Here is a 24878-nt window from a genome sequence, read left to right as displayed (position 1 = left end):
GGAGGGCTTATGGGCGCAGGCGCGAAAAAGAAGAGTGGCGAAAAGAAAACCGAGACCTTGACGACGCAAATCTTTATCAACGGCAGGCAGATCAAGGGCGGCGGACCGGATTACGACGTGCTGAATCCCGCCACCGGCCAATCGCTGGTGAAGGTGCCGCAGGCGAGTATCGCGCAGATCGACACCGCCGTGTCCGCCGCGACCAAGGCGTTTCAGAACTGGTCCCGCACCACGCCGATGGAACGCTCATTGCTGCTGCTCAAAATCGCCGATCGCATCGAGTCGAACGCAGCAGAGTTCGCGCACATTGAATCGCTCAATTGCGGCAAGCCTTATGTGCGGGTGTTGAACGACGAGCTGCCGGCGATCATTGATGTGTTCCGTTACTTTGCCGGCGCCGTGCGCTGCATGAACGGCATGGCGGCGGACGAATACCTGCCCGGCTTCACCAGCATGATCCGCCGCGACCCAGTGGGGGTGGTCGGCTCCATCGCGCCGTGGAACTACCCGCTGATGATGGCGGCCTGGAAGATGGCACCCGCCGTCGGTGCCGGCAATACTCTGGTGCTGAAACCCTCCGAACAGACACCGCTTACCACTCTCAAGCTCGCAGAGCTGACCGCTGACATCCTGCCGGCCGGTGTGCTCAATGTCGTCGCCGGCGTCGGCGATCCGGTTGGATCCGCGCTCATCAACCACCCGGGCGTGAAGATGATCTCGCTCACCGGCAGCATCGCCACCGGAGCGCGCGTCCTGCAGGCGGCCTCCAAGAGCATGAAACGCACGCACCTGGAACTGGGGGGCAAGGCGCCGGTGATCGTATTCGACGACGCCGATCTCGCCGGGGTCGTACAGGGCCTTCGTGTCTTCGGGTACTACAACGCGGGCCAGGACTGCACCGCCGCCTGCCGCGTCTACGCCGGGGGGAATATCTATGACAAACTGGTCGCGGACTTGAGCAGCGCGGTTGCCGGCATAAAGTTCGGAAGGCCGGAAAACGAAGACTCGGAGATCGGCCCGCTCATCAGCGCCCGCCAGCGTGAGCGCGTCGCCGGTTTCGTGGATCGCGCGCGCCACGCCAGACACATCAAGATCGCGACCGGCGGCAAGGTTGTTTCTGGCAGCGGCTTTTTTTACGAACCCACGGTCGTTGCCGGCGCCCGACAGGACGATGAGATCGTGCGCAAGGAGGTATTCGGGCCCGTGGTGTCGGTCACGCGTTTCAGCGACGAGGAACAGGCCATTGCGTGGGCCAACGATTCTGATTACGGCCTCGCCTCCTCAGTCTGGACCAGGGATATCACCAAGGCAATGCAGGTCGCAGCGCGTCTTCAATACGGGTGCACCTGGATCAACACGCATTTCATGCTGTGCTCTGAGATGCCGCACGGGGGGTTTAAGATGTCAGGTTACGGCAAGGATCTGTCGATGTATGCGCTGGAGGACTACACTACCGTGCGCCACGTCATGGTGAAATTGTAGGCGCGTTCATTTACCGACACAGAAGCGGCGGAAGATATCGCCGAGCAATTCCTCAGTGGTGTATTCCCCGGTGATCTGATCCAACTGCCGACCGGCCAGACGCAGCTGTTCCGCAGCCAGCTCCGTAGGCGCATTTTCCGCCAGTAAACGTTCCGCTTCCGACACATGCGCACGGGCCGTTTCCAGGCCGATTACATGCCGGCGGCGTGCGGTGTAGGTGCCGCTGTTCTGTTCCTGCACGGGCAGCAACCGCCGCTCCAGCAGGTCCATTCCTGCGCCGGTTACCGCACTTAACCATACCTCCCGGCCCTGTTCAGCATCGCACTCAGCCGCTGCGACTTCCACGCGATCTATCTTGCTGCGCACGAAGGTGACTTGCGCGCCCGCGGGTCGATGGACCAACACTTCCTGATCCTCCTCGTTGAGACTCTCGCCCCATGGGATCACCAGAAGCACATGATCCGCCCAGGCCAGTGCCTCACGGGCTCGCCGCATGCCTTCCTGTTCGATGGCGTCCACCCCCTGGGCCGGTCCGCGCAGACCGGCGGTGTCTACGAGAGTCATGGGCACGCCCCCGATTTGCATTTCCGCGCGCAAGATGTCGCGTGTGGTGCCCGGCGTTTCGTTGACGATGGCGCGCGACTCACTCAGCAGGCGGTTGAACAGACTGGACTTGCCTGCGTTGGGGCGTCCCAGGATGGCGACCTTCAAGCCTTCAGTAAACAACACGCCCCGGCGGCAATTAGCCAGGATTTCATCCATGCCGTGCACGAGGTTTCTGGTTGCTTCGCGCTGCCCCGTCCATGTGCCGGGATTGACATCGTCCTCGGAGAAATCGAGCATGGCTTCCATCTCCACGCGCTGTCGTCGCAGGCGTTCCGACAGGCTGCGTACGTGCGCGGAGAATTCGCCTTGCAGTGACGCCAGCGCCGAACGCACGCCGGCCGCCGACTGGCTGCCGATAAGATCGGCAACCGCCTCGGCTTGCGTGAGATCGAGCCTGCCGTTGAGAAAGGCTCGCTCGGTGAATTCCCCCGGACGCGCAGGCCGCGCTCCCAGACATACTGCGGCGGTGGCGATTCGGCCCAAAATAACGGGGTTGCCGTGGGTTTGCAGTTCCAGCATGTCTTCGCCAGTGTACGAATGCGGTGCGGGGAAATGCAGCGCCAGACCTTCGTCGATTACATCGCCTGCCGCATCACGAAAGCGCGCATAGTGCGCATGGCGCGGAAGAAGGTCGATGCCGGTGATTTTCCGGCCGATAGCGGCGGCCTGCGGCCCGCTGAAACGAATAATTCCTATCGCCCCATGCCCGGGCGCGGTGGCGGCGGCGACAATGGTTTCCGCCGATCCACCTGTCTTGCGGTTCATGTCGCGGTTTTGCCGCGTTCCATGCTGCGCGTGATCACCGCCTGCTGAAGTATGGAGAGCAGGTTATTGACACACCAGTACAATACCAGCCCGGAAGGAAAAAAGGCGAAAAACATGGTGAATACCACCGGCATCAGTTGCATCACCCTTTGCTGGGTGGGATCCATGGCCGGCGGATTCAGGCGTTGCTGGAAGAACATGGTGGCGCCCATGAACAGCGGCAACACGAAGTACGGGTCGGCTGCAGACATATCGTGTATCCAGAGCACGAATGGCGCCTGCCTCAATTCCACGCTTTCCAGCAACACCCAGTAGAGAGACAGGAACACGGGGATTTGAATCAACACGGGCAGGCATCCCCCCAGCGGATTGATTTTTTTCTCCTTGTACAAATCCATCATCGCCTGATTCAGGCGGGTCTTGTCATCCGCATAGCGTTCACGCAAGGCCAGTATCCGTGGCTGGACGGCGCGCATCTTGGCCATGGAACGGTAACTCGCCGCGGAGAGCGGGTAGAACAATCCCTTGACCAGCACCGTCAGGATAATGATGGCCCAGCCCCAGTTGCCCGTCAGCGCATGGAATCTTTTCAGAAACCAGAAAAGAGGTTTGGCGATAAACCAGAGTGCGCCGTAATCCACCGTCAGATCGAGGCCAGGTGCAATTCGTTCGAGGGTATCCTGAGTCTTGGGACCGAGATAGAAACGTATACTGACCGTGCCCTCCCCGCCCGCCGGCACGGTATGTTCCGGACCCACCGCTCCGATGACGTAATGCTGATTATCCAGTGCCTTGGTGTGATAGTGATAGGCCTCACCGACATTGGGGATCAAGGCGGCGATAAAATAATGTTGCAGAATCGCCGCCCAGCCGTTTTGAATATTGCGCGATATGGGTTTGTCGGCAAAATCCCTGAATGGCAATTTTTCGTAACGCCTCTCCGGGCTCGACAAGGCCGCACCCGTATAAGTATTCACCACGCTCCTAGCCTCCTTGCCCGCTGCGCGCTGCAATTGGGCGTACAGCTCGCCGGTCCATGGCTGGCCGGAACGATTGCGGATCTTGTACTCGACCGTGACGAGGTGGCTTCTGCGCGTAAAACGGAAAATCTTTACGACCTCCACGCCACTGGCGGAATGCCAAGACATCGGCACTTCCAGCGTTTCGGCGCCAGCAGTCAATTCATAATCATCACGTTCGCTGGTAAAAAGGGCGTGATGATCCGGCGCATCTGATGTACTTAACAAGCCGCTCTGCGCCACATAAAACAATTGCTCGGAATCATCCAGTAATACGAATGGATCTCGGGGTTGTTCGAGGGATATCGGATAGTCTCTCAAACTGGCATGTACAATGTTGCCGCCTGCAGTATCAATCACCAGATCCAATGTATCCGTTTGCACGTGTATCTTTTGCCCGGAGACTGGTGGTGTGGTCGCTGTTTTTTTGTCCTCTGTTTCCATTTGGTGTTGTGCTGTAGAAACCGAGGCGGCGGCAGTATCCGTCCGCGACGACTGCACCGAGGATTGGAGCCGTAATGGGCCGTAATCCTTCTGCCACGCCTGCCAGATCAGCAGTAACACCAAACCCAGCGCTACAATCAGGAACAAACGCACTTGATCCATGCTATTACCTAGGCACGGCGTCGACGCCGGCACCACCCCATGGGTGACAGCGGGCCAGCCTTCGGATTGTGAGCCAAGTGCCGCGCCAGAGGCCATGGCGGACCAAGGCCTCCCGTGCATATGCCGAGCAGGTAGGCAGGTAGCGGCAACACGGGCCGTAGTGCGGCCCGATCAGACCCCGCCACACATCAATCAAGACTATGAGGAGCTTGCGCACGCGGTTAGTTTGGAAAGTAGTTGTTCCAAGGAGGTCTTGAGTTCGCTCGCTCGCAAATCCTGCACTGGCGCGCGCGCCGTGATGATTACATCGAGCCCGCGCAGTTTCTGCTGATATGCCCTGAAAACTTCCCGGGCAATGCGTTTGAACCGGTTTCTCGAGACCGCCAACGGCAGCGGCTTTTTACCGGCAATCAACCCCAAACGGGCTTTCTCGAACTGATTGCGGCAGGCACTGGCAGCGCAACCTGCGGCTTTATACCTCCAGTCGGCCTGGGTGTGAATTTTCTCGAAATCTTTCCGCGTAAGCTGCGGCTGATAATGCACGGTCGCGCCAAAAACTACGCGCTGAGCTTGGCACGGCCCTTGGCTCGGCGGGATTTAAGCACGGCCCGGCCACCACGGGTTTTCATGCGCGTACGAAATCCATGAAGGCGCTTGCGCTTAAGTTTACTCGGCTGGTAGGTGCGCTTCATAGTGTCCTGTTATTTTCCCGGCAAGTTTGAGGCGGCGCATCCTAAGGTTTGGGGGGGGCACTGTCAATCCCGACATACCATCCGTCAATGAAGATTAAAGCGGTGTGAATATGTGGATAAGTCCGCTAAATAAGTATAATCTGAAGACGTAGGTTAAGGTTTAACGTTTTCCTTCCGGCAGGTCAGATCTAAAAATGAAAAACGATGTTTGGAAACAGTGCATTGAACATCTGGAGGGCGAACTTCCACCACAACAATTCAACACTTGGATACGACCCCTGCAGGCGGCAGTGGACGGCAATATACTGAGATTATTGGCGCCCAATCGGTTTGTGGTGGACTGGATTAAAAACAAATATATAAACTCCATCGCGCAGATCGTAAACGACCTAGAGCGGGGACAACATTTCTCAGTAGAAATTGGCGTCGGCAGCACCACGCAGCCTGACAATAATTCCGCCCCCCCCCATTCCGTCAGCCCGGCCAATACAAAGGCCAGCGAATCGAAAATCACCAAAGATTCCGGGGGATTTACATCAAGCATCAATACCCAATATTCCTTTGACACCTTCGTCGAGGGCAAATCCAACCAACTTGCCCGCGCGGCATCCATACAGGTGGCCCAGAACCCCGGTGCTGCCTACAATCCCCTGTTCATCTGCGGTGGTGTGGGCCTGGGGAAGACTCACTTAATGCATGCCATAGGCAACGCCATTATCGGGGCTCGCCCACAGGCAAAAGTGGTATATCTCCGTTCTGAACGATTCGTCGCAGACATGGTGAAAGCGTTGCAGCACAACGCCATCAACGATTTTAAACGATACTACAGGTCAGTTGATGCGTTATTAATCGATGACATTCAGTTCTTCGCCGGCAAGGAACGCTCGCAGGAAGAATTTTTTCATACTTTCAATACGTTACTGGAGGGCCAGCAGCAAATAGTTCTCACCTGCGATCGTTACCCCAAGGAAGTTACCGGTGTCGAGGAACGTCTCAAGTCACGGTTTAGCTGGGGTCTTACCGTTGCCATCGAACCTCCGGAGCTTGAAACTCGTGTCGCCATCCTCATGAGCAAGGCTGCGCATGCTCAGATTGAACTTCCCAACGAAGTGGCATTCTTCGTTGCCAAGCGCTTTCGTTCCAATATACGTGAACTTGAAGGCGCACTACACAGAATCGTCGCCAATGCAAGATTCAAAGGCAAACCCATCAGCTTAGAATTCGCCCGAGAAGCTTTAAAAGACCTCTTGGCCCTCCAAGAGAAGATGGTCACTATTGAATACATCCAAAAAACGGTGGCCGAATATTACAAGATCAGAGTGTCTGATTTACTATCAAAACGGCGCAGCCGTTCTATTGCAAGACCCCGGCAAATGGCCATGTCTTTATGCAAGGAATTAACCAGCCATAGTCTCCCGGAGATCGGTGATGCCTTTGGGGGGCGCGATCATACAACTGTACTGCACGCCTGTAGAAAAATTAGTGATTTAATTAAATCCGAGCCCCGTATTTGTGAAGATCACACCAATCTGGGGAGAACTCTATCATCTTGATGTATATATCACGTGTATTTTTCATAATGAGAGTATTTCGACAAAGATAGACCACAGGTTATTAACAATCGTAAAGATGCAATTATCTAACCAAGGCATTGATTTTATTTAATAATATTAACTATCCCCCATTTGTTTAAGACCAATAATAATAAATTATGATTGAACTTAAGGAATAAGTTATGAAGATAACCATTAACCGTGAACTATTGTTAAATCCACTGCAGGTTGTTAATAGTGTTATAGAGCGACGCCAGGCATTGCCAATACTTAACAATTTTCTAATGGTAGCGGATAAGGACAGAGTCACACTAAGTGCCACGGACATGGAAGTAGAGGTGGTTTCGCACATTAAAAATCCAGTGCAAATACAAGGAGCAATAACAATACCTGCGCGAAAATTCATTGATATTTGTAAAGCACTACCGATGGAAACGGAGATTCATTTAGAGGTGAAGGATAACCGCGCACAAGTTCGAAGCGGGCGCAGCCGCTTTGCACTTTCGGTATTATCAGCGACAGATTATCCAACGTTAGGTGGAATACAGCCCTACTTAAAATTTAAGTTGCCTGCGGTAACCCTGCGGGGGCTGATTGGGGACACTCAATTTGCAATGGCCCATCAGGATGTACGCTATTATCTCAACGGCATGCTTATGGAGTTCAGCGAACAACGGATCCGTACGGTAGCTACGGATGGTCATCGCCTTGCTCTAAGTGAGGCAGTCCATATGACGGGAGCAAAAGAGACGGTGCAGATTATTGTGCCCAGAAAAGGAATAATAGAATTGTGGCACATGTTATCGGAGCAGGAAGAAGATGCAGAAATTCAAGTAAGTCAAAATCATATTCGTGTAATTATCCAACAGCAAGAAATAACTACGAAATTAGTGGATGGGAAATTCCCGGATTACATGAGAGTTATACCAGCCAAGGGAGATAAGGTGGTAGTTGCCGACCGTGAAGCATTGCGACAGGGACTAGCCAGGACATCGATTTTATCTAATGAGAAGTTTCGCGGGGTTCGTCTTACCTTGAAGAAGGGGGTGATACAGGCCTTGGCTCATAATCCGGATCAAGAAGAAGCCGAAGAAGATATCGAAGTCGAATATGAAGGCCAGGAAATGGAGATAGGATTCAATGTGGTGTATTTGCTGGACGCGCTATCGGCAATTAAAAGCGAAAAAGCGCAAATAGAATTTTCCTCCCCGGAAAAGAGCTGCCTAATATATGCAAAAGGCGATGAGACCAGCAGATATGTAATTATGCCCATGCGGTTATAAAATCATCGATGTTTCACGTGGAACAAATAGGAAAAGGAAGTTAATGGTGGAACCAGAAAACAGCAATGGGGGCGGCCCGGCCAAATCAAATGGCACATCGTACGACTCTTCCAGTATTAAGGTATTGAAGGGGTTGGATGCAGTACGCAAACGCCCCGGGATGTATATCGGTGATACCGATGATGGAACCGGCCTGCACCATATGGTTTTTGAAGTTGTTGATAATAGTGTAGATGAAGCCTTGGCGGGATTTTGTAAAGAAATCACGGTTACTATTCATGGTGATGAATCTATATCTGTTATAGACGATGGGCGCGGCATTCCCACTGAAATCAAGGAAGACGATGAACGAAAACGCTCCGCTGCGGAAATAGCCCTTACAGAGCTTCATGCCGGGGGGAAATTCGATGATAACTCCTACAAGATTTCAGGCGGGTTACATGGCGTCGGAGTTTCAGTAGTAAACGCCTTATCGGAAACGCTTTGGTTAACTATTTACCGGAATGGCAAAAAGTATTATCAAGAGTTTCATCTTGGTGTTCCTATAGCGCCGCTTACGTTTACTGGAGATACGGATAAGCGCGGAACAGAAGTACGGTTCCTACCCAGCAAAGCGATTTTTAAAAATGTTGAGTTCCATTATGACATTCTTGCCAAGCGGTTGCGTGAACTTTCCTTTTTGAATTCCGGATTGTTAATAAGGCTCATTGATGAACGGACAGGAAAAGACGACCGATTTCAATACGTTGGTGGAATAGCCTCGTTTGTCGAACTACTCAATAAGAAAAAAACGCCCATCCATGAGAGCGTGATTTATTTAACTTCAGCAAAAGACGGGATCACCATGGAACTGGCCATGCAATGGAATGATGCATACCAGGAAAATATTTTTTGTTTTACTAACAATATTCCACAACGTGACGGTGGCACACATCTGGAAGGACTTCGCCGGGCGCTCACGCGGACGATGAACCAGTACATGGAAAAACGAGGAATATTGAGTCGCGCCAAGATCGAGGTGACCGGTGAGGATATTCGTGAAGGTCTTACTGCAGTTTTATCTGTAAAGGTGCCGGATCCAAAATTTTCTTCACAGACCAAGGATAAGCTGGTATCCAGTGAAGTTAAGGGCATTGTCGAAACCATAGTAGGCGACAAGATGGAAGCATTTTTGCTGGAGAAGCCCGCAGAAGCCCGCATAATCACTGAAAAAGTGATAGAGGCCGCTTGCGCCAGAGATGCGGCGCGTAAAGCACGCGAGCTCACACGCCGCAAATCTGCCCTGGATATAGCTGGCCTTCCTGGCAAGTTGGCGGACTGCCAGGAGAAAGATCCTGCGCAATGTGAGCTGTATCTTGTGGAAGGAGATTCCGCGGGAGGATCTGCGAAACAAGCGCGAGACCGGAAATTTCAAGCTATTTTGCCGTTGAAAGGCAAGATCTTAAACGTGGAAAAGGCGCGTTTTGACAAAATGTTATCTTCCGCGGAAGTAGGCACGCTCATCACAGCACTGGGCTGTGGCGTGGGCCGCGAGGAATACGACCCCGCCAAGCTTCGTTACCATCGAATCATCATCATGACGGATGCGGATGTTGACGGTTCGCATATTCGCACACTGCTGCTGACGTTTTTCTACCGGCAGATGCCGGAATTAATCGAACGCGGGCACGTGTATATCGCCCAGCCGCCGCTGTACAAGATGAAACACAACAAGCAGGAAAAGTACATCAAGGATGAGCAGGAACTCGACGCTTATTTCATGGAAATGGCGCTGGCAGAAGCCGAACTGCGCCTGGCAGATACGGCGCCACCGCTTTCTACCGAGGCGCTGCGTGAACTTGGCCACGAACATCTTCTGCTGCAAACCATATTACGGCGTCTGTCGCGACGATACGACCCCCTGCTGCTAGAGACCATGCGCACAGTGCCCTTGGTGACAGACAGCGGAGGCACGCCGACGAAGGACGAACTGGAAGTCTGGTCAAAAACACTGCGTGAGCGCCTGCTCCAGAGAGTGGATAGTCAAATCGGCGTACGTACGGAAATCGTTCAAGGACGCCGCAATCATGAATGGCAGGCTGCTGTCGCGATCACCATGCATGGCGTCGATACTGTCAATGAGTTTGATACTGATTTCTTTGCCTCTGGCGAATACAAGAAACTCGCGCAGCTCGGCAACAAACTGGAAAAACCGCTTCCGGCGACGGCACGTTTACGCGCCGGGGGACAAAGTACGCCGCTGCATACCCTCCGCCAGGCACTGGAAACCTTGCTTGCTCTCGCCCAGAAAAACACTCACATACAGCGCTATAAGGGTTTGGGAGAAATGAATCCCGGGCAATTGTGGGAAACCACAATGGACCCCGCGGCCCGCAATCTGCTGCATGTGCGTATTGAAGATGCGGTTGCCGCGGATGAAATCTTTTCAACACTCATGGGTGATCAGGTGGAGCCCCGCCGCGAATTCATAGAGAAACATGCATTGGCAGTGACCAATCTCGATACTTGATGAGTTGCGGCGACAGTTACAGCTGTCCGCGTTCCGCCAACGAAACGGTCGCGGTGTCCCCGACGACGATGTGATCCAACACACGCACCTCCACTAGAGCCAGCGCGGATTGCAACTGCCGGGTAATGTGCAGATCGGACTGGCTGGGTTCGGCGACGCCGGAAGGGTGATTATGCGCGAAAATGACGGCTGCAGCATTGTGGCGCAATGCCATTTTGACCACCTCCCGGGCATGGACGGAGGCGGTGTCAATGCTGCCGAAGAAGAGTTCCTCGAAGGCTATGACACGGTGCCGGTTATCCAGGAACAGACAGGCGAAAACCTCACGATCATAGCCCGTGAGCCGCGCGTGCAGATAATTGCGGGCCTCGCGTGGATCCGACAACGCCTGCGCACGTTGCAGACCCGCTTCCAAATAACGACAGCCGAGCTCCAACGCCGCGGCCAGTTGCACATACTTGGCATGCCCCACACCTTTATACTGGCACAGACGCGCCGGCTCGGTGTCCAATAGCGCACGCAGGCCGCCGAACTCGTGTATAAGTTCGCGTGCGAGATCGATCGCGGTAAGGCCGCGCACTCCGGTACGGAGGAAGATGGCGAGCAATTCAACGTCAGATAACGCCCGCCTACCGCGCTGCAAAAGCTTCTCGCGTGGCCGGTCTTCTTTCGGCCAATCAGTGATGGCCATGGGGACGCCTTCAGTAGTCGGTGGCAGGAGTGTAAATGATCACTGCGTGGGAAAGTATAAGAATGATGCGGCTTTGGGTAAAATCGCAAAAAACAGCAGCACATGGGGGCACGGGAAATCATGATAAATGCCTTGCTGGGAAAGCGCATTGTCCTCGGAATTAGTGGTGGTATTGCGGCATACAAAGGCGCTGAACTGACCCGCCGTCTGCGGGAAAGCGGTGCACAGGTTCGTGTGGTAATGACGCGTGCCGCATGTGAGTTTATCGGACCACTGACTTTGCAGGCGTTGTCAGGGCGGCCGGTATGTACCGATTTACTTGATGTCAATGCCGAAGCGGCGATGGGACATATCGAAATCGCACGTTGGGCGGATGCTGTCATCATCGCGCCGGCAAGTGCGGATATAGTGGCCAAGCTCGCGCATGGGCTGGCCGACGATCTACTGAGCACGGTATGTCTCGCGACGGCCGCGCCACTGCTGGTGGCTCCGGCGATGAACCAGCAGATGTGGCTCGCGGCAGCCACGCAAGCCAACATGGACATGTTGAAGAAACGCAGTGCGGGAATACTAGGGCCCGCAGACGGTGAACAGGCGTGCGGCGAAATCGGGCCGGGGCGGATGCTGGAAGTCCGCCCACTGATTGAAGCACTGAATGCCCTCTTCATGAACGATGCGCTGGCTGGGTTAAAAGTATTGGTCACCGCAGGGCCGACGCGCGAGGCCATCGATCCCGTACGCTATCTGAGCAACCGGAGTTCGGGAAAAATGGGCTACGCCGTGGCACGGGCCAGTGCCGAAGCTGGTGCGGCGGTCACCCTGATCAGTGGCCCGTCGGCCCTAGCGGCGCCGGAGACGGTGAGGTGCGTAGCCGTGACAACGGCGAAGGAAATGGCGCGAGCGGTTACCGAGGAACTGACCGGCACGAATATCTTCATTGCCGCCGCCGCCGTCGCCGACTACCGCAGCGCCACGACAGGAGAACGGAAGTTGAAACGCGGGAACAAACCGCTGACGCTGACCTTGGTGCCCAATCCGGATATTTTGGCATCGGTCGCGGGCCTGCCCGCGCCGCCTTTTACCGTGGGGTTTGCCGCCGAGACGGAACAACTTGCCGTCAACGCCCGCGCCAAATTGGAAAGAAAGGGGGTGGACATGATTGCCGCCAATGACGTAAGCCGGCCTGATTTGGGATTCGAAAGCGATGACAACAGCCTGTCGGTCTATTGGCGTCAAGGTGAACGACGATTGCCATCAGCCCCCAAGGAAAAGCTCGCGCGCCAATTGGTGGCGTTGATTGCGGAACGCTATCATGCGCGGTATCCAGCTTAAGATCCTCGACGTGCGTTTGGGGCGCGACTACCCCCTGCCATCGTACTCAACGGCCGGCGCCGCCGGCATCGATCTGCGCGCCTGCATGGAGGCCCCGATTATGCTGGAGCCGGGCGAGGCACAGTTGATCCCGACCGGCATGGCGATTCATATCGCCGATGAAAAGCTGGCCGCGGTCATACTGCCGCGCTCCGGCTTGGGTCATAAACACGGCATCGTGCTCGGCAATCTGGTGGGCCTCATCGATTCGGATTATCAGGGGCAGCTTTTCGTTTCTTGCTGGAATCGCGGACGCGAGTCTTTTAACATTCGACCGGGGGACCGCATCGCGCAACTGGTCTTTATGCCGGTGGTGCGGGCAGAGTTCACCGTCGTGGAGGAATTCACCGCCAGTGAGCGGGGGCAGGGCGGTTTCGGTCACACCGGCCGGCTGTGAATCCGGCGGGCGCGGGGACAATTCATGCTGGATAAGTTTAAAGAGCAACTGACGGAACGGGATCCGCGTGCGTTGATTATCGCCGTTCTCGCGGCCATCGTGCTGTTGCTGATGCTTGGCAGCGGGGTCTATGTCTACGGACGGTATCACGCCTCGGCACAGAACGAACAGACGGCAGCGGACAAAGAGGCCGCTGCCGCGTTGGCGGATCAATTCGCGGCGGCACTCCAGACATATACGGAAGCCCTCAAAAAGGCGGCTTCTGATCCAGCCGTGGTCGCTGCTCTGACTCAAAATGATCGTGCGGCATTGGACGGGAAGAGTAACGAGTTGACCGCCAGGATCCCCGGCGCCCTCAAGGTGCGCATATTACCCAAGGGGTTGACCGATACTGACAATACCAGCACGCCACCACTGACGTACGCCTCCCTGTCCATGTTGCGGGTGGCGGAGACAACAACCATCCCCGTGCCCGCGGAAGTGCATTTATTCGGCACCCCGGCGCAGCACATGGTGATGATGGCAAGGGTTCGCGGCACACGGGGCGAGATGCTGGGCGTGGTGCATGCGGCTTTCAGTACTGACGTATTGACCCAAGCCTTGACGGATGTAAAGCCAAGCAACGCCTATATCGAGTTACGTCAGCCCAATCCCAAGTCCTTAACCTTGGCCCAAAGTGGCGCCAACGGCCCGCCGACCGGCGTGATCCCCGTGACCGCGCCGGTGAAAAACAGTCAATGGGAAATCGTTTACTGGCGGGCCCCAACTGGATTTGCCCCCTTGGTCAAACAGGCCCCTGCCAGTATCTCCGTCGTTCAATGGCCGCTCTTGGCGGGGGGCGTATTGGCTACGCTGACGCTGGTCGCAGTAATCGTGGTTTTTATGCGGCGTCGAACCGTGGGGGGAATTGCAAATGGAGAGACGGCGATATTACGAGGTGCGGTCGTGGCGATTATGCAGGGCGTTCATCCAGGCCTGGAACGCTTGATTCCCCATTTGCCCAAGGCTGCGCCGGGAACCCACGCCACCCCAATGACCATTTCGGAGGGCGCGGAGGGTGAGGACATCACTGTTGTCGTCAAGCCAGCGTCGGTAGAACTGGCCGCGTCGCTGGAACGCAAGTTGAAGTCGGCGCAGGAAAAGCCTGCGCCGGCCGCTGAAATAGAGGTAAATGAATCACCCAAACCCGAAGCTTCAACCAAGGCATCGGAGGAGCCGCCTGAGCATATTCCGCCGCCGTCGATTTTTCGTGCCTATGATATACGGGGTGTCGTCGGCGAAACATTGACCACGGAGCATGCCTATCAGATCGCGAAGGCCATTGGCAGCGCCGCCGAGGAACGCGGCCAGCAAAGCGTAATCATCGGTCGCGACGGCCGGTTGTCCAGCCCGGAACTCACGGAGGCGGTGATCCGCGGTTTGCGCGATTCGGGGCGCGACGTGATCGATATCGGCATGGTGCCCACGCCGGTGCTGTATTACGCCACCCAATATCTTGAAACTTCCAATGGCGTCATGATTACGGGCAGCCACAATCCTCCCTCCTACAATGGGTTCAAAATCATTCTGGATGATGAAACGCTGGCTGGTGACGCCATTCAATCGTTGCGCCGCCGGTTGATCAATGATGACCTCACGGAGGGTCATGGTGAATTGCAAAATACGGAGATTGTCGCCGAATACATCCAGCGTATCAGCGAAGACATACCGGTGGCGCTGGGTGCTTCCTTGCGCATCGTGGTCGATTGCGGCAATGGCGTTGCCGGCGGGGTTGCGCCGCGACTGTTGCGGGCGCTGGGGCATGACGTGCTTGAACTATTCTGCGATGTTGACGGCAATTTCCCCAATCATCATCCCGATCCCAGCCAACCGGAAAATCTGAAGACGCTGATCGCGGTCGTGCGCGAGCAGCAGGCCGATCTGGGACTGGCCTTCGATGGCGACGGCGATCGGCTGGGCGTCGTGGATGGCGACGGCAACATACTCTGGCCCGACCGGCAGATGATGCTGTTTGCCCGTGATGTCTTGTCGCGCAATCCCGGTGCCGAAATCATTTACGACGTGAAATGCAGCCGTGCGCTCAAGCAAGTCATTGAGGAGAGCGGGGGCAAACCGGTGATGTGGAAGACCGGGCATTCGTTGATCAAGGCGAAACTGAAGGAAAGCGGCGCGCCATTGGCAGGGGAAATGAGCGGGCACATCTTTTTCCGCGAACGCTGGTACGGTTTCGATGATGCGCTATATTCAGCCGCCAGACTGCTGGAAATCCTGATCAAGGCCGGCCGGCCGCCGCGGGAGGTTTTTGCAGCGCTGCCGGGCGGGGTGGCCACGCCCGAATTGCGTCTGGACATGCCAGAGGACAGACATGCCGCTTTTATGAAGGAGCTTATCGCCACAGCCAAGTTTGACGGGGCGGAGATCAGCACCATTGACGGTTTGCGCGTGGATTATCCAAAAGCATGGGGACTCATCCGCCCGTCCAACACCACGCCTTGTCTGATACTGCGTTTCGAGGGCGACGATCCCAAGGCGCTCTCCGGCATCCAAAACCGGTTCCGCGCCCTGCTGCAGAAACTCAATCCCGATCTCAAGCTGCCGTTTTGAAATAACGCGCATGAATACGACTTCAGACGCCATGACCACGGCGCATGTGCTGGCCGAGGCGTTGCCATATATCAAACGCTACAACGGCAAGACGCTGGTGATCAAATACGGCGGCAATGCCATGGTCGATGATGTCCTGGAGAAAAGTTTCGCCCGCGATGTGGTGTTGATGAAACTGGTGGGCATGAACCCGGTGGTGGTGCACGGCGGCGGGCCGCAGATCAACGATCTCCTGAAACGCATGGGCAAGGAGTCACAATTCGTGGACGGGATGCGGGTGACCGACGACGAAACCATGGACGTGGTCGAAATGGTGCTGGGTGGTTTGGTCAACAAGTGGCTGGTCAACCTCATCAACCATCACGGTGGCACGGCGGTCGGGCTCACCGGCAAGGACGGCGCGTTGATCCATGCCCGAAAAATGGTATACACCAGGGACAACCCCGCGCTCAACGCGCCTGAAATCATCGACATCGGACATGTCGGCGAAGTGGCCAGCATCGACACCGGCGTCATTGATCTGCTGATCAAGGGCAACTTTATTCCCGTCATTGCGCCCATTGGCGTGGGTGAAAACGGCCAGTCCTACAACATCAATGCCGATCTGGTGGCCTGCAAGCTTGCCCAGGTGATGCAGGCGGAGAAGCTCATATTACTGACCAACACGGTCGGCGTGCGGGACAAAAATGACAAGTTGCTGACCGGTCTGGGAGCCCGGCAGGTGAAGACGCTGATCGACAACGGCACCATCAGTGGCGGCATGCTGCCCAAGGTGCGTGCCGCGCTGGAGGCGGTGCAGGCCGGTGTCGGAAGCGCGCACATCATCGACGGGCGCGTAGAGCACGCCGCTTTGCTGGAAATCTTTACGGACAAGGGCGTAGGCACCTTGATCCGTGGACGACGCTCGTGATCATTTCGGCGGGAACGAAACAGGACATCGATGGCGGCTTGGAAGAGGCGGGTCGCAGGAATGGGGCGAACACCATCTCGATTTCGCCGGATGCGCAACAAACCCCTGGCGGTAACCGAACCGAGGAGGGTTCCAGGAAAAGGGTGGGCAAAGCCCACGGCGGGCGAGGAGGTGGGCGGCGGCGGGAGATCCTGGAGGCACTGGCGCGGGAGCTGGAGGCCCGTCCCGGCGATCATGTCACCACGGCCGCGCTCGCCCGCGCCGTGGGCGTGTCAGAGGCGGCGCTGTACCGTCACTTTCCCAGCAAGGCACGGATGTTTGAGGAACTGATCGCCTTCGCCGAGGAAACCATTTTCGGCTTCATCCACCGCATGGTGACGGAACAACCCCGCGTGATCGATCGTTGCGAACAGATGATTCTGGCGCTGCTCAGTTTCAGTGAACGCAATCCGGGCATTACCCGGATCCTGATTGGCGATGCGTTGACCGGTGAAAACGAACGGCTGCGTGATCGCGCGGCGCAGTTCTTTGATCGGCTGGAGGCGGAACTGCGCCAATGGCTGCGAACCGTGGTGCTGACCGGAGCACCGCGACTGCGTGTGGGGACACCTGTCGCCGCCAGTCTGTTGATGGGCTATGCTGCGGGAAAAATGGCGGAATTCGTGCGCAGTGGCTTCCGTTCCAGTCCCACCGCCTACTGGCCGGAGATCTGGCCGGCGCTGACCGCGGCCTTATTCGAGTGACCGCGGCGTGAGAGATTATGGTTTCGTCTTGTCCGCGGCGGCCGCCGGGGCGGGGACCTTGCCGGCATTCTGTTTCAGTTCGCGATAGCGGGCGATATCGGCGTCAAACTGTTTGCGGACCGAATCCTGTTCCTCTTTCTTGCTGACGATAAAATCTTCATTTTTCTTGATCTGTCCACGCACGCTCTCAATATCGGCCTGCAGTTTTTCATTTGGTTTTTCACCGCGCCGCTCCAGATCCGCCGCCTGGGCAATGCGGGCGTCCAAATCCCCCTTGAGTTTTTCAATATAGTTCTGAGTGATCTTGATCTGTGATCCGATGTCCGCAATTTTGCCGTCGCGCGCCAAGACCATGTCATCCTCGGAATTATAGGTTTCCAGCAACACGCGATCCTTGGCCGTCTGTTCTGCCGTGACCCTCTCCTCCGCCGCCTTCTGATCGGCCTGGGCCTTTTCCTGGGCGATCTCCTCCGGAGTTTTGGCACGCTCGGTTTTGCCAGTCACAATGCCGGCCTTGTTGATTTGCGTGGTCTCCTGCTGCGAATATTCCGGTGGCACCACGTTGCCGCATTCCTTGACGCCCTCCTTGTTGGTCCAGCACTTTATGGCGGCGGCCGGAAAGGACGCAAGACAACCCACGGCGAGGAACAAAAGGGTCAGCCGATTGCGATGGAAATTCATGAATATTTCTCCCGATGTGTCAACGGCACAGAAAGTTTAGAACGCCGGGCCATGGTTCAGTTCAGGCCGGAAAAGTATACCTGTTCAGTTCCCGTACAAAAACAGTCAACCTCAGCCCGCCACCCCATATTGAGTACGGTAGGCCCGCACCCTTTGCAGCTCCTTCTGCATGGCCGGGTTGCCGCCCAAGTACTCCAACAGCACGCCCAGGGTGATGACACTGATGACACGCAAGGCCAGGCGTTCCTCGATTTCCTGAACGGCGGATAAATGCCCGCTGCCGCGCTCTTGTCGATCCAAGGCGATCACGATGCCCACAGGTGTGGCACCCGCCGCCGTGATCAATCCTACGGACTCGTTGACTGAAGTACCGGCGGAAATGACGTCGTCGATGATCAACACCCGCCCCTTGAGCGGCGCGCCCACGATCGCACCGCCTTCGCCGTGATCTTTGTTTTCCTTACGGTTGAAGCAGTATGGCACGCTGCGCTCGTAATCGCGGCAAAGCGCCATGGCGGTCGCCGAAGCCAGGGCAATGCCCTTGTAGGCCGGGCCATAAAGCATGTCGAACTCCAGTTTCGAATCTTGAATGACCCTGGCGTAGCAGCGGCCGATATGATCGAGCGCCGCGCCAGTGTTAAACAGCCCGGTATTGAAGAAAAAAGGACTTTTGCGACCCGATTTCAGCACAAATTCACCGAAGCACAATACGTTATGCTTGAACGAAAACTCGATAAATTCCTTTTGGTAGTCGTGCATGGTGTAGGCTGTATCCGTACGGTGGTACGCCCATCTTAAAGGAGCAAACCGTGCGGGTCATTACTCTTAACGTCAACGGCATACGTTCAGCTGCGCGCAAGGGATTCTTTTCCTGGCTTCCGAAACAACGGGCCGATGTCGTGTGTTTGCAGGAGATCAAGGCGCAGGCCGATCAACTGGCGCCGGAGGTGCTGAATCCTCGAGGGTTCAGCGGTTATTTTCATCTGGCGGAGCAAAGAGGCTATTCCGGTGTGGCGCTTTACAGCCGCAAGCCACCGGATAGAATCATTGAAGGTGTGGGCAGGGACGATCTGGACCGGGAAGGCCGTTATATCGAGGCGCGCTATGGCAATTTGAGCGTCGTATCGATTTACCTGCCGTCCGGCTCATCGGGCGAGGAGCGCCAGCGGATCAAATTTGCATTCATGGATCACTTCCTGCCGGTGCTGAAAAAGATGCGCCGCAACGGGCGCAGTTACATCCTTTGTGGCGACTGGAATATCGCCCATCACAACATCGATCTAAAAAACTGGCGCGGTAACCAGAGAAATTCCGGTTTTCTGCCGGAAGAACGCGCCTGGCTGACCCAGGTGTTCGACGAGGAGGGATATGTCGACGCCTTCCGCGTGGTCAATCAGAAAGAGGAGCAATATACATGGTGGTCAAATCGCGGGCAGGCTTGGGCCAAGAACGTGGGCTGGCGCATTGACTACCAGATTGTCACGCCCGATCTGCGTCAGGCCATTGAAGGCGCGTTGATCTACAAGGACGAACGCTTCTCCGATCACGCCCCGCTGACGATGGACTACGACCTAAAAATTTGAGACAAGGCTACTCTGTAAAAAACTGCTGGTCGAAGGTGGCGGTATAGGGCTCCTTGCCGCCCTCCGGCGTTACCTGCAGTGTGAACTTGAGCGTTTCCTCGTTGTTCACCGCAAACTCACCGATGTAATACACGGAATCCCTTTCCGTGATTTCTCGCAAATTAATGGTGCGCAGCTGGGCACTCAGGTTGGCCGCCGTGGCACTGACGGCCGCCTTCACCGGCACCGTGCCCGTGTCGGTCTTTTTGAGCACGGAGATGTTGAGCACGCCCTTGCCTTTGCTGCGGCTGATGCCGTAACGCTTGGCGACTTCGGCCTGCAACAAATCGCTGGCGAAGGCATTGTAGTGCACGGTGTAATTGCCAAAGGTCATGGACTGTTCGGCCGTCGCACCGCCGGGCAAAGCCAGCAGCAAGGCCAGCAAATTGACACCACACCAGTTGCGTATCAATGCACGCATATTCCCTCCATGACGCGCCGTTCCGTTAACTATAGCAGACCGATGCACATGGAAAAGATTTCGCATCGTCCTTGATGTTGCTCCGCACAAAAGCAAAAGAATTCTTTTGCCTCAGTCGCGGGGATCGCAAAACCATGGGGGGAATCGCCGGGGATGAACGACGGCCAAGCGCTTGTCACGTCCCGTTTTGCCGCTGAGAAGTTGGATGGCCGAGGCGGGCACGTCGAATTCCGACGCCAGCCATTGGATCAAGGCCCGATTGGCGGCACCGGACACGGGTGGCGCCTGCAGCCGGATCTTAATGCGTTCACCGTAGTGGCCTGCGTATGCAGTGTTGCCGGCGCGGGGCTGGACATGCACGTTCAAAATAAGCGCCGCCGCGCGCCCTTCGCGCATGACCTTCCTCAGCCTATCTGTCGGGCCAGGTCGAACAGCGGGTTAACGAGCAGGATCAGGGTGAGATTCAGAAAAATAAACGCCAGCATCGGGGAAAGGTCGAACCCGCCCATTGCGGGCAGCAACCGCCGCGCGGGCTTTAAAATCGGCTCGGCCAGCAATTCAGCAAGCTCCGCCACTGGATTGTATTGCTGCGGCATGAGCCAGCTGAAGGCCCACTGCAGCAACACGGCCGTCATGAACACGTACACCGAAATGCGAAACAATTCCGCCGCGGTAATCAACGCCAGGGGCAACGGCGAGGGTATCACCCCGTACAAGGCGCTGATGATCAGGCTTTCGATGGCCTGCAAACCCAGCATCAACAACACCGCCGCCCAATCTATGCCCTTGTAGCCCGGCACCATGCGCCGCAGCGGACGCAATCCCGGATTGGTGAACGAGACCAGCGCGCGTGCCAGCGGGTTGTAATAGAAACAGTCGGCGCCGACGACATGCAGCAGAAACCTCACCATGACCGCGCCGATGTACAGACTCATCAGGGTCTGAATGACATAACTCAGCGCCGTGACCAGATAATTGCCAGCCATTACTCCTCCCCGTATTGCCGTGCCATCTCGGCGCTCCGTGCCTTGGCAGCGGTGAGCGCGCGATCAAAGATCTCCGCCAGTCCGGCCTCCTGCATGACACGCAGGGCACGCTCGGTGGTCCCGCCTGCGGATGTAACCCGCCCCCTGAGGACGGTGACGTCAGCGCCGCCTTCCCGCGCCATGCGCGCGGCACCCGACGCAGTCTGGATCACCAATGTGCGTGCCTGATCTGCGGTCAGGCCAAGCTTCTGCGCCACGGACTGCATCAGTTCCATGATTAAAAAGAAATACGCCGGGCCGCCGCCGGAAACGGCAGTGATCGCGTCGATCAAATCCTCATCGGCCACCCAGACCACGAGCCCAACCGCGCGCAGAATGTTCTCCGCCTGCGCGCGCTGGGCAGCACCGACACCTGGGGCGGCATACAGGCCGCTGATGCCGCTGCGCATCAGCGCCGGCGTGTTAGGCATGGCACGGACAATGGATGACGTTCCCAGCCAGCGCGCGAGGTCACGCGTGGCGATGCCGGCGGCAATGGAAACCACCAATGATGGACGCGCGGCCAACACGGGCGCCAATGCGGTGGCGACCGCCCGCATTTGTTGTGGTTTGACAGCCAGCACCACGATGTCCGCCCCGCTCGCGGCTTGGACATTGTCAGTGGTGGTGGCGACCGGAAAACTTTGATTGAGTGCGGCCAATTGCGTCGCATCGGCATCGGCAGCGCGGATCCGTGTTGCCGGGTAGCCATTGGCAAGCAGGCCGCCGATCAGGCAACGGCCCATATTGCCGGCGCCGATGAATGCCAGGAGGGGTGGTGCGATGGTCATAAGCCGTGGATTTTCTCAGGCCCGCAGGATTCTGTATATAACAATGCCAGACTTACCGCCGGCGCGGGCCAAAGAGTGCGGTGCCTATGCGCACGCAGGTGGCGCCTTCCAGTATGGCGGCCTGCATATCGGCGGAGGTGCCCATGGAAAGCGTGTCCAGACCATAGTGATCCTGATAACGGGTGTAAATTTTCGCCAGCACACCGCAGGCAACACGTTGCCGCTGCGTGTCGGTTTCCGGGGCGGGTAGTGCCATGAGCCCGCGCAGGCGCAGGTTGGACAAGTGGGAGACGGTTCCCAGCAATGATTCAACAGCATCCGGCGGCGCGCCGGACTTGCTGGTCTCGCCGCTGATGTTGACCTGCACACAGACGTTGAGCGGCATGCGCCCGGTCGGCCGCTGTTCGTGCAGCCGGTGGGCGGTCTTGTCGCGGTCGACGGTGTGCACCCAATCAAAGACCCGGGCGATCTCGGCGGTCTTGTTGGATTGTATCCGGCCGATGTAATGCCAGATCAGGTCAAGGTCGAGCAGCATTTTGATCTTGGGAAGTGCCTCCTGCACATAATTTTCCCCAAAATCGCGCTGTCCCAACTCCGCCAGCTGTTGGATCCGTTCCACCGGTTGGGTCTTGCTGACGGCCAGCAACCGCACCGATCCGGCCGGCCGGCCGGCCGCGCGGACGGCTTGATCGATTTGTTGCAGTACCGCTTGAAAAGACGCGGTAAAAGGGTTCATATTTCCAATGCTGGCGATATACTTGAGCAAAGGGAGCGGCCTGGCGCAACGCTGCCGACCCGGAAAAGATGAGAATATTACGCTAAACCAGGAGATTACAGATGGATATCGGTGAATTACTGGCGTTCAGCGTCAAGAACGGCGCCTCGGATTTGCACCTGTCGGCGGGTCTGCCGCCGATGATCCGCGTCGATGGCGACGTGCGCCGGATCAATGTGCCGCCGATGGACCACCGCGAGGTGCATGACCTCGTTTACGACATCATGAACGACAAGCAACGCAAGGACTATGAGGAATTCCTCGAATGCGATTTCTCGTTTGAAATCCCCAACCTGGCGCGTTTCCGCGTCAATGCCGCCAACCAGAACCGGGGCTCCTTTGCCGTGTTCCGCACCATCCCCTCCATCATCAAGACGCTGGAGGAGTTGAAATGCCCCAAGATCTTCAAGGAAATCTCCGAATATCCCCGTGGCGTGGTGCTGGTGACCGGCCCCACGGGCTCGGGCAAGTCCACCACACTGGCGGCGATGGTCAATCACATCAACGAAAACGAATACGGTCACATACTGACCATCGAAGACCCGATTGAATTCGTCCACACCAGCAAAAAATGCCTCATCAATCAACGCGAAGTCCACCGTGACACGCTCGGATTCAACGAAGCCCTGCGCTCGGCGCTGCGCGAGGACCCCGATTCAATCCTGGTCGGAGAAATGCGCGATTTGGAAACCATCCGTCTGGCGCTCTCCGCCGCCGAGACCGGCCATCTGGTGTTCGGCACATTGCACACGAGCTCCGCCGCCAAGACCATCGACCGCATCGTCGACGTTTTCCCGGCGGCGGAAAAGGACATGGTGCGCGCCATGTTGTCGGAGTCTTTGCGGGCGGTAATTTCGCAAACCCTCTGCAAGAAGACGGGTGGCGGTCGTGTGGCCGCACACGAGATCATGATTGGCACGCCCGCCATCCGCAACCTGATCCGCGAAAACAAGATCGCGCAGATGTACTCGGCAATCCAGACCGGTCAATCTTTCGGCATGCAGACGCTGGATCAGAATCTGCAGGAGTTGGTAAGCAAGAACCTGATCAGTCGCCAAGAGGCCCAATCCAAGGCCGCCAACAAGGATTCCTTTAAATAATTCCAGGCTACGCATAGAAACCGGATTGCCGGCTGGAGGGGGTTGAAAAATGGAACGCGAACAAGCCATAAAATACATGCGTGATTTGCTCAAGTTGATGGTGGACAAAAAGGGCTCTGATCTGTTCATCACGGTTGAATTCCCGCCCGCCATCAAGGTGGACGGCAAGGTGGCGCCGGTGTCCAAGACCAAATTGACGCCCGAGAACACCAAGTCACTGGCCTACGCCATCATGAATGACCGTCAGTTGAAGGAGTTCGAGGCCACCAAGGAATGCAATTTCGCCATCGCGCCGGCCGGCATTGGCCGCTTCCGCTGCAATGCCTTCGTGCAGCAAGGCTACACCGGTCTGGTGCTGCGCACCATCGAAACCAAGGTGCCGACATTGGACGGTTTGGGTCTGCCCGCGGTGATGAAGGAGGCTTGCCTGACCAAACGCGGGCTCGTCATCATGGTGGGTGGCACCGGTTCGGGCAAATCCACCTCGCTGGCGGCGATGATCAATCACCGCAATGAAAACTCCTTCGGTCACATCATTACCATTGAAGACCCCATCGAATATGTCCACCCGCACAAGAATTGCATCATCATGCAACGCGAAGTGGGCGTGGATACCGACGACTGGGAGATCGCGCTCAAAAACACCCTGCGGCAGGCGCCGGATGTCATCCTGCTCGGCGAAATCCGCGATCGCAAGACGATGGAATTCGGCATCGCCTTCGCCGAAACGGGGCACCTGGCCATGGCCACCCTGCACGCCAACAGCGCCAACCAGGCGCTTGATCGCATCATCAACTTTTTCCCGCAAGAGCGCCACCAGCAGTTGTTCATGGACCTGTCGTTGAACCTGAAGGCGGTGATCTCGCAGCGCCTGCTGAAGAAAGTGGACGGCAAGGGCCGCGTGGCCGCCATCGAAGTGCTGTTGAATTCACCGTTGATCGCCGATTTGATCCTGAAGGGCGAGATCCACATGATCAAGGAGATCATGGCCAAGTCCAATGAGCTCGGCATGAAGACCTTCGACCAGGCGTTGTTCGATCTCTACGAGGCGGATCTGATCACCTTTGAAGACGCCCTGCGCAACGCCGATTCCATGAACGAATTGCGCCTGCGCATCAAGCTGGAGGGCAAGGCGGCGAAGGGCAAGGACCTGCGCGATGACGTCAAACACCTGACGCTGGCGGAAGAGGAAAAGAAGGGCTTGATGCGGTAGCCGTTGCGCCGACATCCAC

General features: G+C 56.6%; 25 protein-coding genes. 12 read left to right on the top strand and 13 right to left on the bottom strand.

Features of this window, described 5'->3' with window-relative positions; all coding sequences use genetic code 11:
* Window positions 1–9: 9 nt before the first annotated feature.
* Window positions 10–1482, top strand: a complete 1473-nt coding sequence (locus tag VMH34_06445) for a gamma-aminobutyraldehyde dehydrogenase (protein HTT08413.1) — start codon at window positions 10–12, stop codon at window positions 1480–1482.
* A gap of 6 nt (window positions 1483–1488) precedes the next feature.
* Here the strand turns inward: VMH34_06445 and mnmE are convergent, their stop codons facing one another.
* Genes mnmE through rpmH form a run of 5 tightly spaced genes read right to left on the bottom strand, consistent with a single transcriptional unit; the run spans window position 1489 to window position 5170 of the window.
* A complete protein-coding gene (mnmE, locus tag VMH34_06440; GenBank protein HTT08412.1) occupies window positions 1489–2853 on the bottom strand; it encodes a tRNA uridine-5-carboxymethylaminomethyl(34) synthesis GTPase MnmE in 1365 nt (454 codons plus the stop codon).
* Window positions 2850–4478, bottom strand: coding sequence for a membrane protein insertase YidC (gene yidC / locus VMH34_06435; GenBank protein HTT08411.1), 1629 nt, complete (start codon window positions 4476–4478; stop codon window positions 2850–2852). Before yidC ends, mnmE begins: the two co-directional genes overlap by 4 nt.
* A gap of 4 nt (window positions 4479–4482) precedes the next feature.
* Complete coding sequence (yidD, locus tag VMH34_06430; GenBank protein ID HTT08410.1) at window positions 4483–4665, bottom strand: membrane protein insertion efficiency factor YidD; 183 nt, start codon at window positions 4663–4665, stop codon at window positions 4483–4485.
* An 11-nt stretch (window positions 4666–4676) separates the two neighbouring features.
* Window positions 4677–5021: a ribonuclease P protein component gene (gene rnpA, locus VMH34_06425; protein ID HTT08409.1), complete on the bottom strand. Its 345-nt coding sequence runs from the start codon at window positions 5019–5021 to the stop codon at window positions 4677–4679.
* Between the two features lie 14 nt (window positions 5022–5035).
* Entirely contained in the window at window positions 5036–5170 is a 135-nt protein-coding gene (gene rpmH / locus VMH34_06420; protein HTT08408.1) for a 50S ribosomal protein L34, read from the bottom strand.
* Between the two features lie 194 nt (window positions 5171–5364).
* On the opposite strand from rpmH, the gene dnaA reads away from it, so the two are divergent.
* From dnaA to gyrB, 3 genes are all read left to right on the top strand, one after another.
* Window positions 5365–6723 (top strand): chromosomal replication initiator protein DnaA, encoded by a 1359-nt coding sequence (gene dnaA / locus VMH34_06415; GenBank protein ID HTT08407.1) that lies wholly within the window; start codon window positions 5365–5367, stop codon window positions 6721–6723.
* 182 nt (window positions 6724–6905) lie between these two features.
* Entirely contained in the window at window positions 6906–8006 is a 1101-nt protein-coding gene (dnaN, locus tag VMH34_06410; GenBank protein HTT08406.1) for a DNA polymerase III subunit beta, read from the top strand.
* A gap of 43 nt (window positions 8007–8049) precedes the next feature.
* On the top strand, window positions 8050–10515 hold the full coding sequence (gyrB, locus tag VMH34_06405) for a DNA topoisomerase (ATP-hydrolyzing) subunit B (protein ID HTT08405.1): 2466 nt from the start codon (window positions 8050–8052) through the stop codon (window positions 10513–10515).
* Window positions 10516–10531: 16 nt separating this feature from the next.
* On the opposite strand, the gene radC is transcribed toward gyrB, so the two are convergent.
* Window positions 10532–11206: a DNA repair protein RadC gene (radC, locus tag VMH34_06400; protein ID HTT08404.1), complete on the bottom strand. Its 675-nt coding sequence runs from the start codon at window positions 11204–11206 to the stop codon at window positions 10532–10534.
* A gap of 120 nt (window positions 11207–11326) precedes the next feature.
* On the opposite strand from radC, the gene coaBC reads away from it, so the two are divergent.
* Genes coaBC through slmA form a run of 5 tightly spaced genes read left to right on the top strand, consistent with a single transcriptional unit; the run spans window position 11327 to window position 17231 of the window.
* Window positions 11327–12538, top strand: a complete 1212-nt coding sequence (gene coaBC, locus VMH34_06395) for a bifunctional phosphopantothenoylcysteine decarboxylase/phosphopantothenate--cysteine ligase CoaBC (protein ID HTT08403.1) — start codon at window positions 11327–11329, stop codon at window positions 12536–12538.
* Window positions 12516–12974 carry a dUTP diphosphatase gene (gene dut / locus VMH34_06390; GenBank protein HTT08402.1) on the top strand — a complete coding sequence of 153 codons (459 nt, stop codon included), beginning with the start codon at window positions 12516–12518 and terminating at the stop codon, window positions 12972–12974. Before coaBC ends, dut begins: the two co-directional genes overlap by 23 nt.
* A gap of 24 nt (window positions 12975–12998) precedes the next feature.
* The gene (locus tag VMH34_06385; GenBank protein ID HTT08401.1) at window positions 12999–15578 is read left to right on the top strand and encodes a phosphomannomutase/phosphoglucomutase; all 2580 of its coding nucleotides are present in this window, start codon (window positions 12999–13001) and stop codon (window positions 15576–15578) included.
* A gap of 10 nt (window positions 15579–15588) precedes the next feature.
* A complete protein-coding gene (gene argB / locus VMH34_06380; protein ID HTT08400.1) occupies window positions 15589–16488 on the top strand; it encodes an acetylglutamate kinase in 900 nt (299 codons plus the stop codon).
* The gene (gene slmA / locus VMH34_06375; GenBank protein HTT08399.1) at window positions 16485–17231 is read left to right on the top strand and encodes a nucleoid occlusion factor SlmA; all 747 of its coding nucleotides are present in this window, start codon (window positions 16485–16487) and stop codon (window positions 17229–17231) included. Before argB ends, slmA begins: the two co-directional genes overlap by 4 nt.
* A 15-nt stretch (window positions 17232–17246) precedes the next feature.
* On the opposite strand, the gene VMH34_06370 is transcribed toward slmA, so the two are convergent.
* Together VMH34_06370 and pyrE are read right to left on the bottom strand one after the other, a co-directional pair.
* On the bottom strand, window positions 17247–17912 hold the full coding sequence (locus VMH34_06370) for a hypothetical protein (protein HTT08398.1): 666 nt from the start codon (window positions 17910–17912) through the stop codon (window positions 17247–17249).
* Window positions 17913–18023: 111 nt separating this feature from the next.
* The gene (gene pyrE / locus VMH34_06365; GenBank protein ID HTT08397.1) at window positions 18024–18671 is read right to left on the bottom strand and encodes an orotate phosphoribosyltransferase; all 648 of its coding nucleotides are present in this window, start codon (window positions 18669–18671) and stop codon (window positions 18024–18026) included.
* Window positions 18672–18721: 50 nt separating this feature from the next.
* Between pyrE and VMH34_06360 the strand changes: the two genes are divergently transcribed.
* Window positions 18722–19495, top strand: coding sequence for an exodeoxyribonuclease III (locus VMH34_06360; GenBank protein HTT08396.1), 774 nt, complete (start codon window positions 18722–18724; stop codon window positions 19493–19495).
* A 7-nt stretch (window positions 19496–19502) separates the two neighbouring features.
* Here the strand turns inward: VMH34_06360 and VMH34_06355 are convergent, their stop codons facing one another.
* From VMH34_06355 to VMH34_06335, 5 genes are all read right to left on the bottom strand, one after another.
* Window positions 19503–19955: a DUF4426 domain-containing protein gene (locus tag VMH34_06355; protein HTT08395.1), complete on the bottom strand. Its 453-nt coding sequence runs from the start codon at window positions 19953–19955 to the stop codon at window positions 19503–19505.
* A 111-nt stretch (window positions 19956–20066) separates the two neighbouring features.
* The gene (locus VMH34_06350) at window positions 20067–20351 is read right to left on the bottom strand and encodes a DUF167 domain-containing protein (GenBank protein HTT08394.1); all 285 of its coding nucleotides are present in this window, start codon (window positions 20349–20351) and stop codon (window positions 20067–20069) included.
* Window positions 20352–20359: 8 nt separating this feature from the next.
* Window positions 20360–20941 (bottom strand): YggT family protein, encoded by a 582-nt coding sequence (locus tag VMH34_06345; protein ID HTT08393.1) that lies wholly within the window; start codon window positions 20939–20941, stop codon window positions 20360–20362.
* Window positions 20941–21765: a pyrroline-5-carboxylate reductase gene (proC, locus tag VMH34_06340; protein ID HTT08392.1), complete on the bottom strand. Its 825-nt coding sequence runs from the start codon at window positions 21763–21765 to the stop codon at window positions 20941–20943. The genes VMH34_06345 and proC overlap by 1 nt, the downstream gene beginning before the upstream one ends.
* Before the next feature lie 58 nt (window positions 21766–21823).
* A complete protein-coding gene (locus tag VMH34_06335) occupies window positions 21824–22507 on the bottom strand; it encodes a YggS family pyridoxal phosphate-dependent enzyme (GenBank protein HTT08391.1) in 684 nt (227 codons plus the stop codon).
* A 101-nt stretch (window positions 22508–22608) separates the two neighbouring features.
* Here VMH34_06335 and VMH34_06330 point away from each other — a divergent pair, with 101 nt between their 5' ends.
* Window positions 22609–23646 carry a type IV pilus twitching motility protein PilT gene (locus VMH34_06330; protein HTT08390.1) on the top strand — a complete coding sequence of 346 codons (1038 nt, stop codon included), beginning with the start codon at window positions 22609–22611 and terminating at the stop codon, window positions 23644–23646.
* Between the two features lie 49 nt (window positions 23647–23695).
* On the top strand, window positions 23696–24859 hold the full coding sequence (locus tag VMH34_06325) for a PilT/PilU family type 4a pilus ATPase (protein HTT08389.1): 1164 nt from the start codon (window positions 23696–23698) through the stop codon (window positions 24857–24859).
* The last annotated feature ends 19 nt before the right edge of the window (window positions 24860–24878 follow it).

It is taken from the genome of Gammaproteobacteria bacterium (assembly GCA_035501935.1).
In the GTDB taxonomy this organism is placed as follows: Bacteria; Pseudomonadota; Gammaproteobacteria; order JAJPIJ01; family JAJPIJ01; genus JAJPIJ01.
This window is presented reverse-complemented; position numbering and strand designations above follow the sequence as displayed.

Bases quoted from the DNA above. Each gene is read 5' to 3' on its own strand.
- VMH34_06445 (HTT08413.1), top strand. From the start codon at position 10: ATGGGCGCAGGCGCGAAAAAGAAGAGTGGCGAAAAGAAAACCGAGACC.
- mnmE (HTT08412.1), bottom strand. From the start codon at position 2,853: ATGAACCGCAAGACAGGTGGATCGGCGGAAACCATTGTCGCCGCCGCC.
- yidC (HTT08411.1), bottom strand. From the start codon at position 4,478: ATGGATCAAGTGCGTTTGTTCCTGATTGTAGCGCTGGGTTTGGTGTTA.
- rpmH (HTT08408.1), bottom strand. From the start codon at position 5,170: ATGAAGCGCACCTACCAGCCGAGTAAACTTAAGCGCAAGCGCCTTCAT.
- dnaA (HTT08407.1), top strand. From the start codon at position 5,365: ATGAAAAACGATGTTTGGAAACAGTGCATTGAACATCTGGAGGGCGAA.
- dnaN (HTT08406.1), top strand. From the start codon at position 6,906: ATGAAGATAACCATTAACCGTGAACTATTGTTAAATCCACTGCAGGTT.
- gyrB (HTT08405.1), top strand. From the start codon at position 8,050: ATGGTGGAACCAGAAAACAGCAATGGGGGCGGCCCGGCCAAATCAAAT.
- radC (HTT08404.1), bottom strand. From the start codon at position 11,206: ATGGCCATCACTGATTGGCCGAAAGAAGACCGGCCACGCGAGAAGCTT.
- coaBC (HTT08403.1), top strand. From the start codon at position 11,327: ATGATAAATGCCTTGCTGGGAAAGCGCATTGTCCTCGGAATTAGTGGT.
- VMH34_06385 (HTT08401.1), top strand. From the start codon at position 12,999: ATGCTGGATAAGTTTAAAGAGCAACTGACGGAACGGGATCCGCGTGCG.
- argB (HTT08400.1), top strand. From the start codon at position 15,589: ATGAATACGACTTCAGACGCCATGACCACGGCGCATGTGCTGGCCGAG.
- VMH34_06370 (HTT08398.1), bottom strand. From the start codon at position 17,912: ATGAATTTCCATCGCAATCGGCTGACCCTTTTGTTCCTCGCCGTGGGT.
- pyrE (HTT08397.1), bottom strand. From the start codon at position 18,671: ATGCACGACTACCAAAAGGAATTTATCGAGTTTTCGTTCAAGCATAAC.
- VMH34_06355 (HTT08395.1), bottom strand. From the start codon at position 19,955: ATGCGTGCATTGATACGCAACTGGTGTGGTGTCAATTTGCTGGCCTTG.
- VMH34_06350 (HTT08394.1), bottom strand. From the start codon at position 20,351: ATGCGCGAAGGGCGCGCGGCGGCGCTTATTTTGAACGTGCATGTCCAG.
- VMH34_06345 (HTT08393.1), bottom strand. From the start codon at position 20,941: ATGGCTGGCAATTATCTGGTCACGGCGCTGAGTTATGTCATTCAGACC.
- VMH34_06335 (HTT08391.1), bottom strand. From the start codon at position 22,507: ATGAACCCTTTTACCGCGTCTTTTCAAGCGGTACTGCAACAAATCGAT.
- VMH34_06330 (HTT08390.1), top strand. From the start codon at position 22,609: ATGGATATCGGTGAATTACTGGCGTTCAGCGTCAAGAACGGCGCCTCG.
- VMH34_06325 (HTT08389.1), top strand. From the start codon at position 23,696: ATGGAACGCGAACAAGCCATAAAATACATGCGTGATTTGCTCAAGTTG.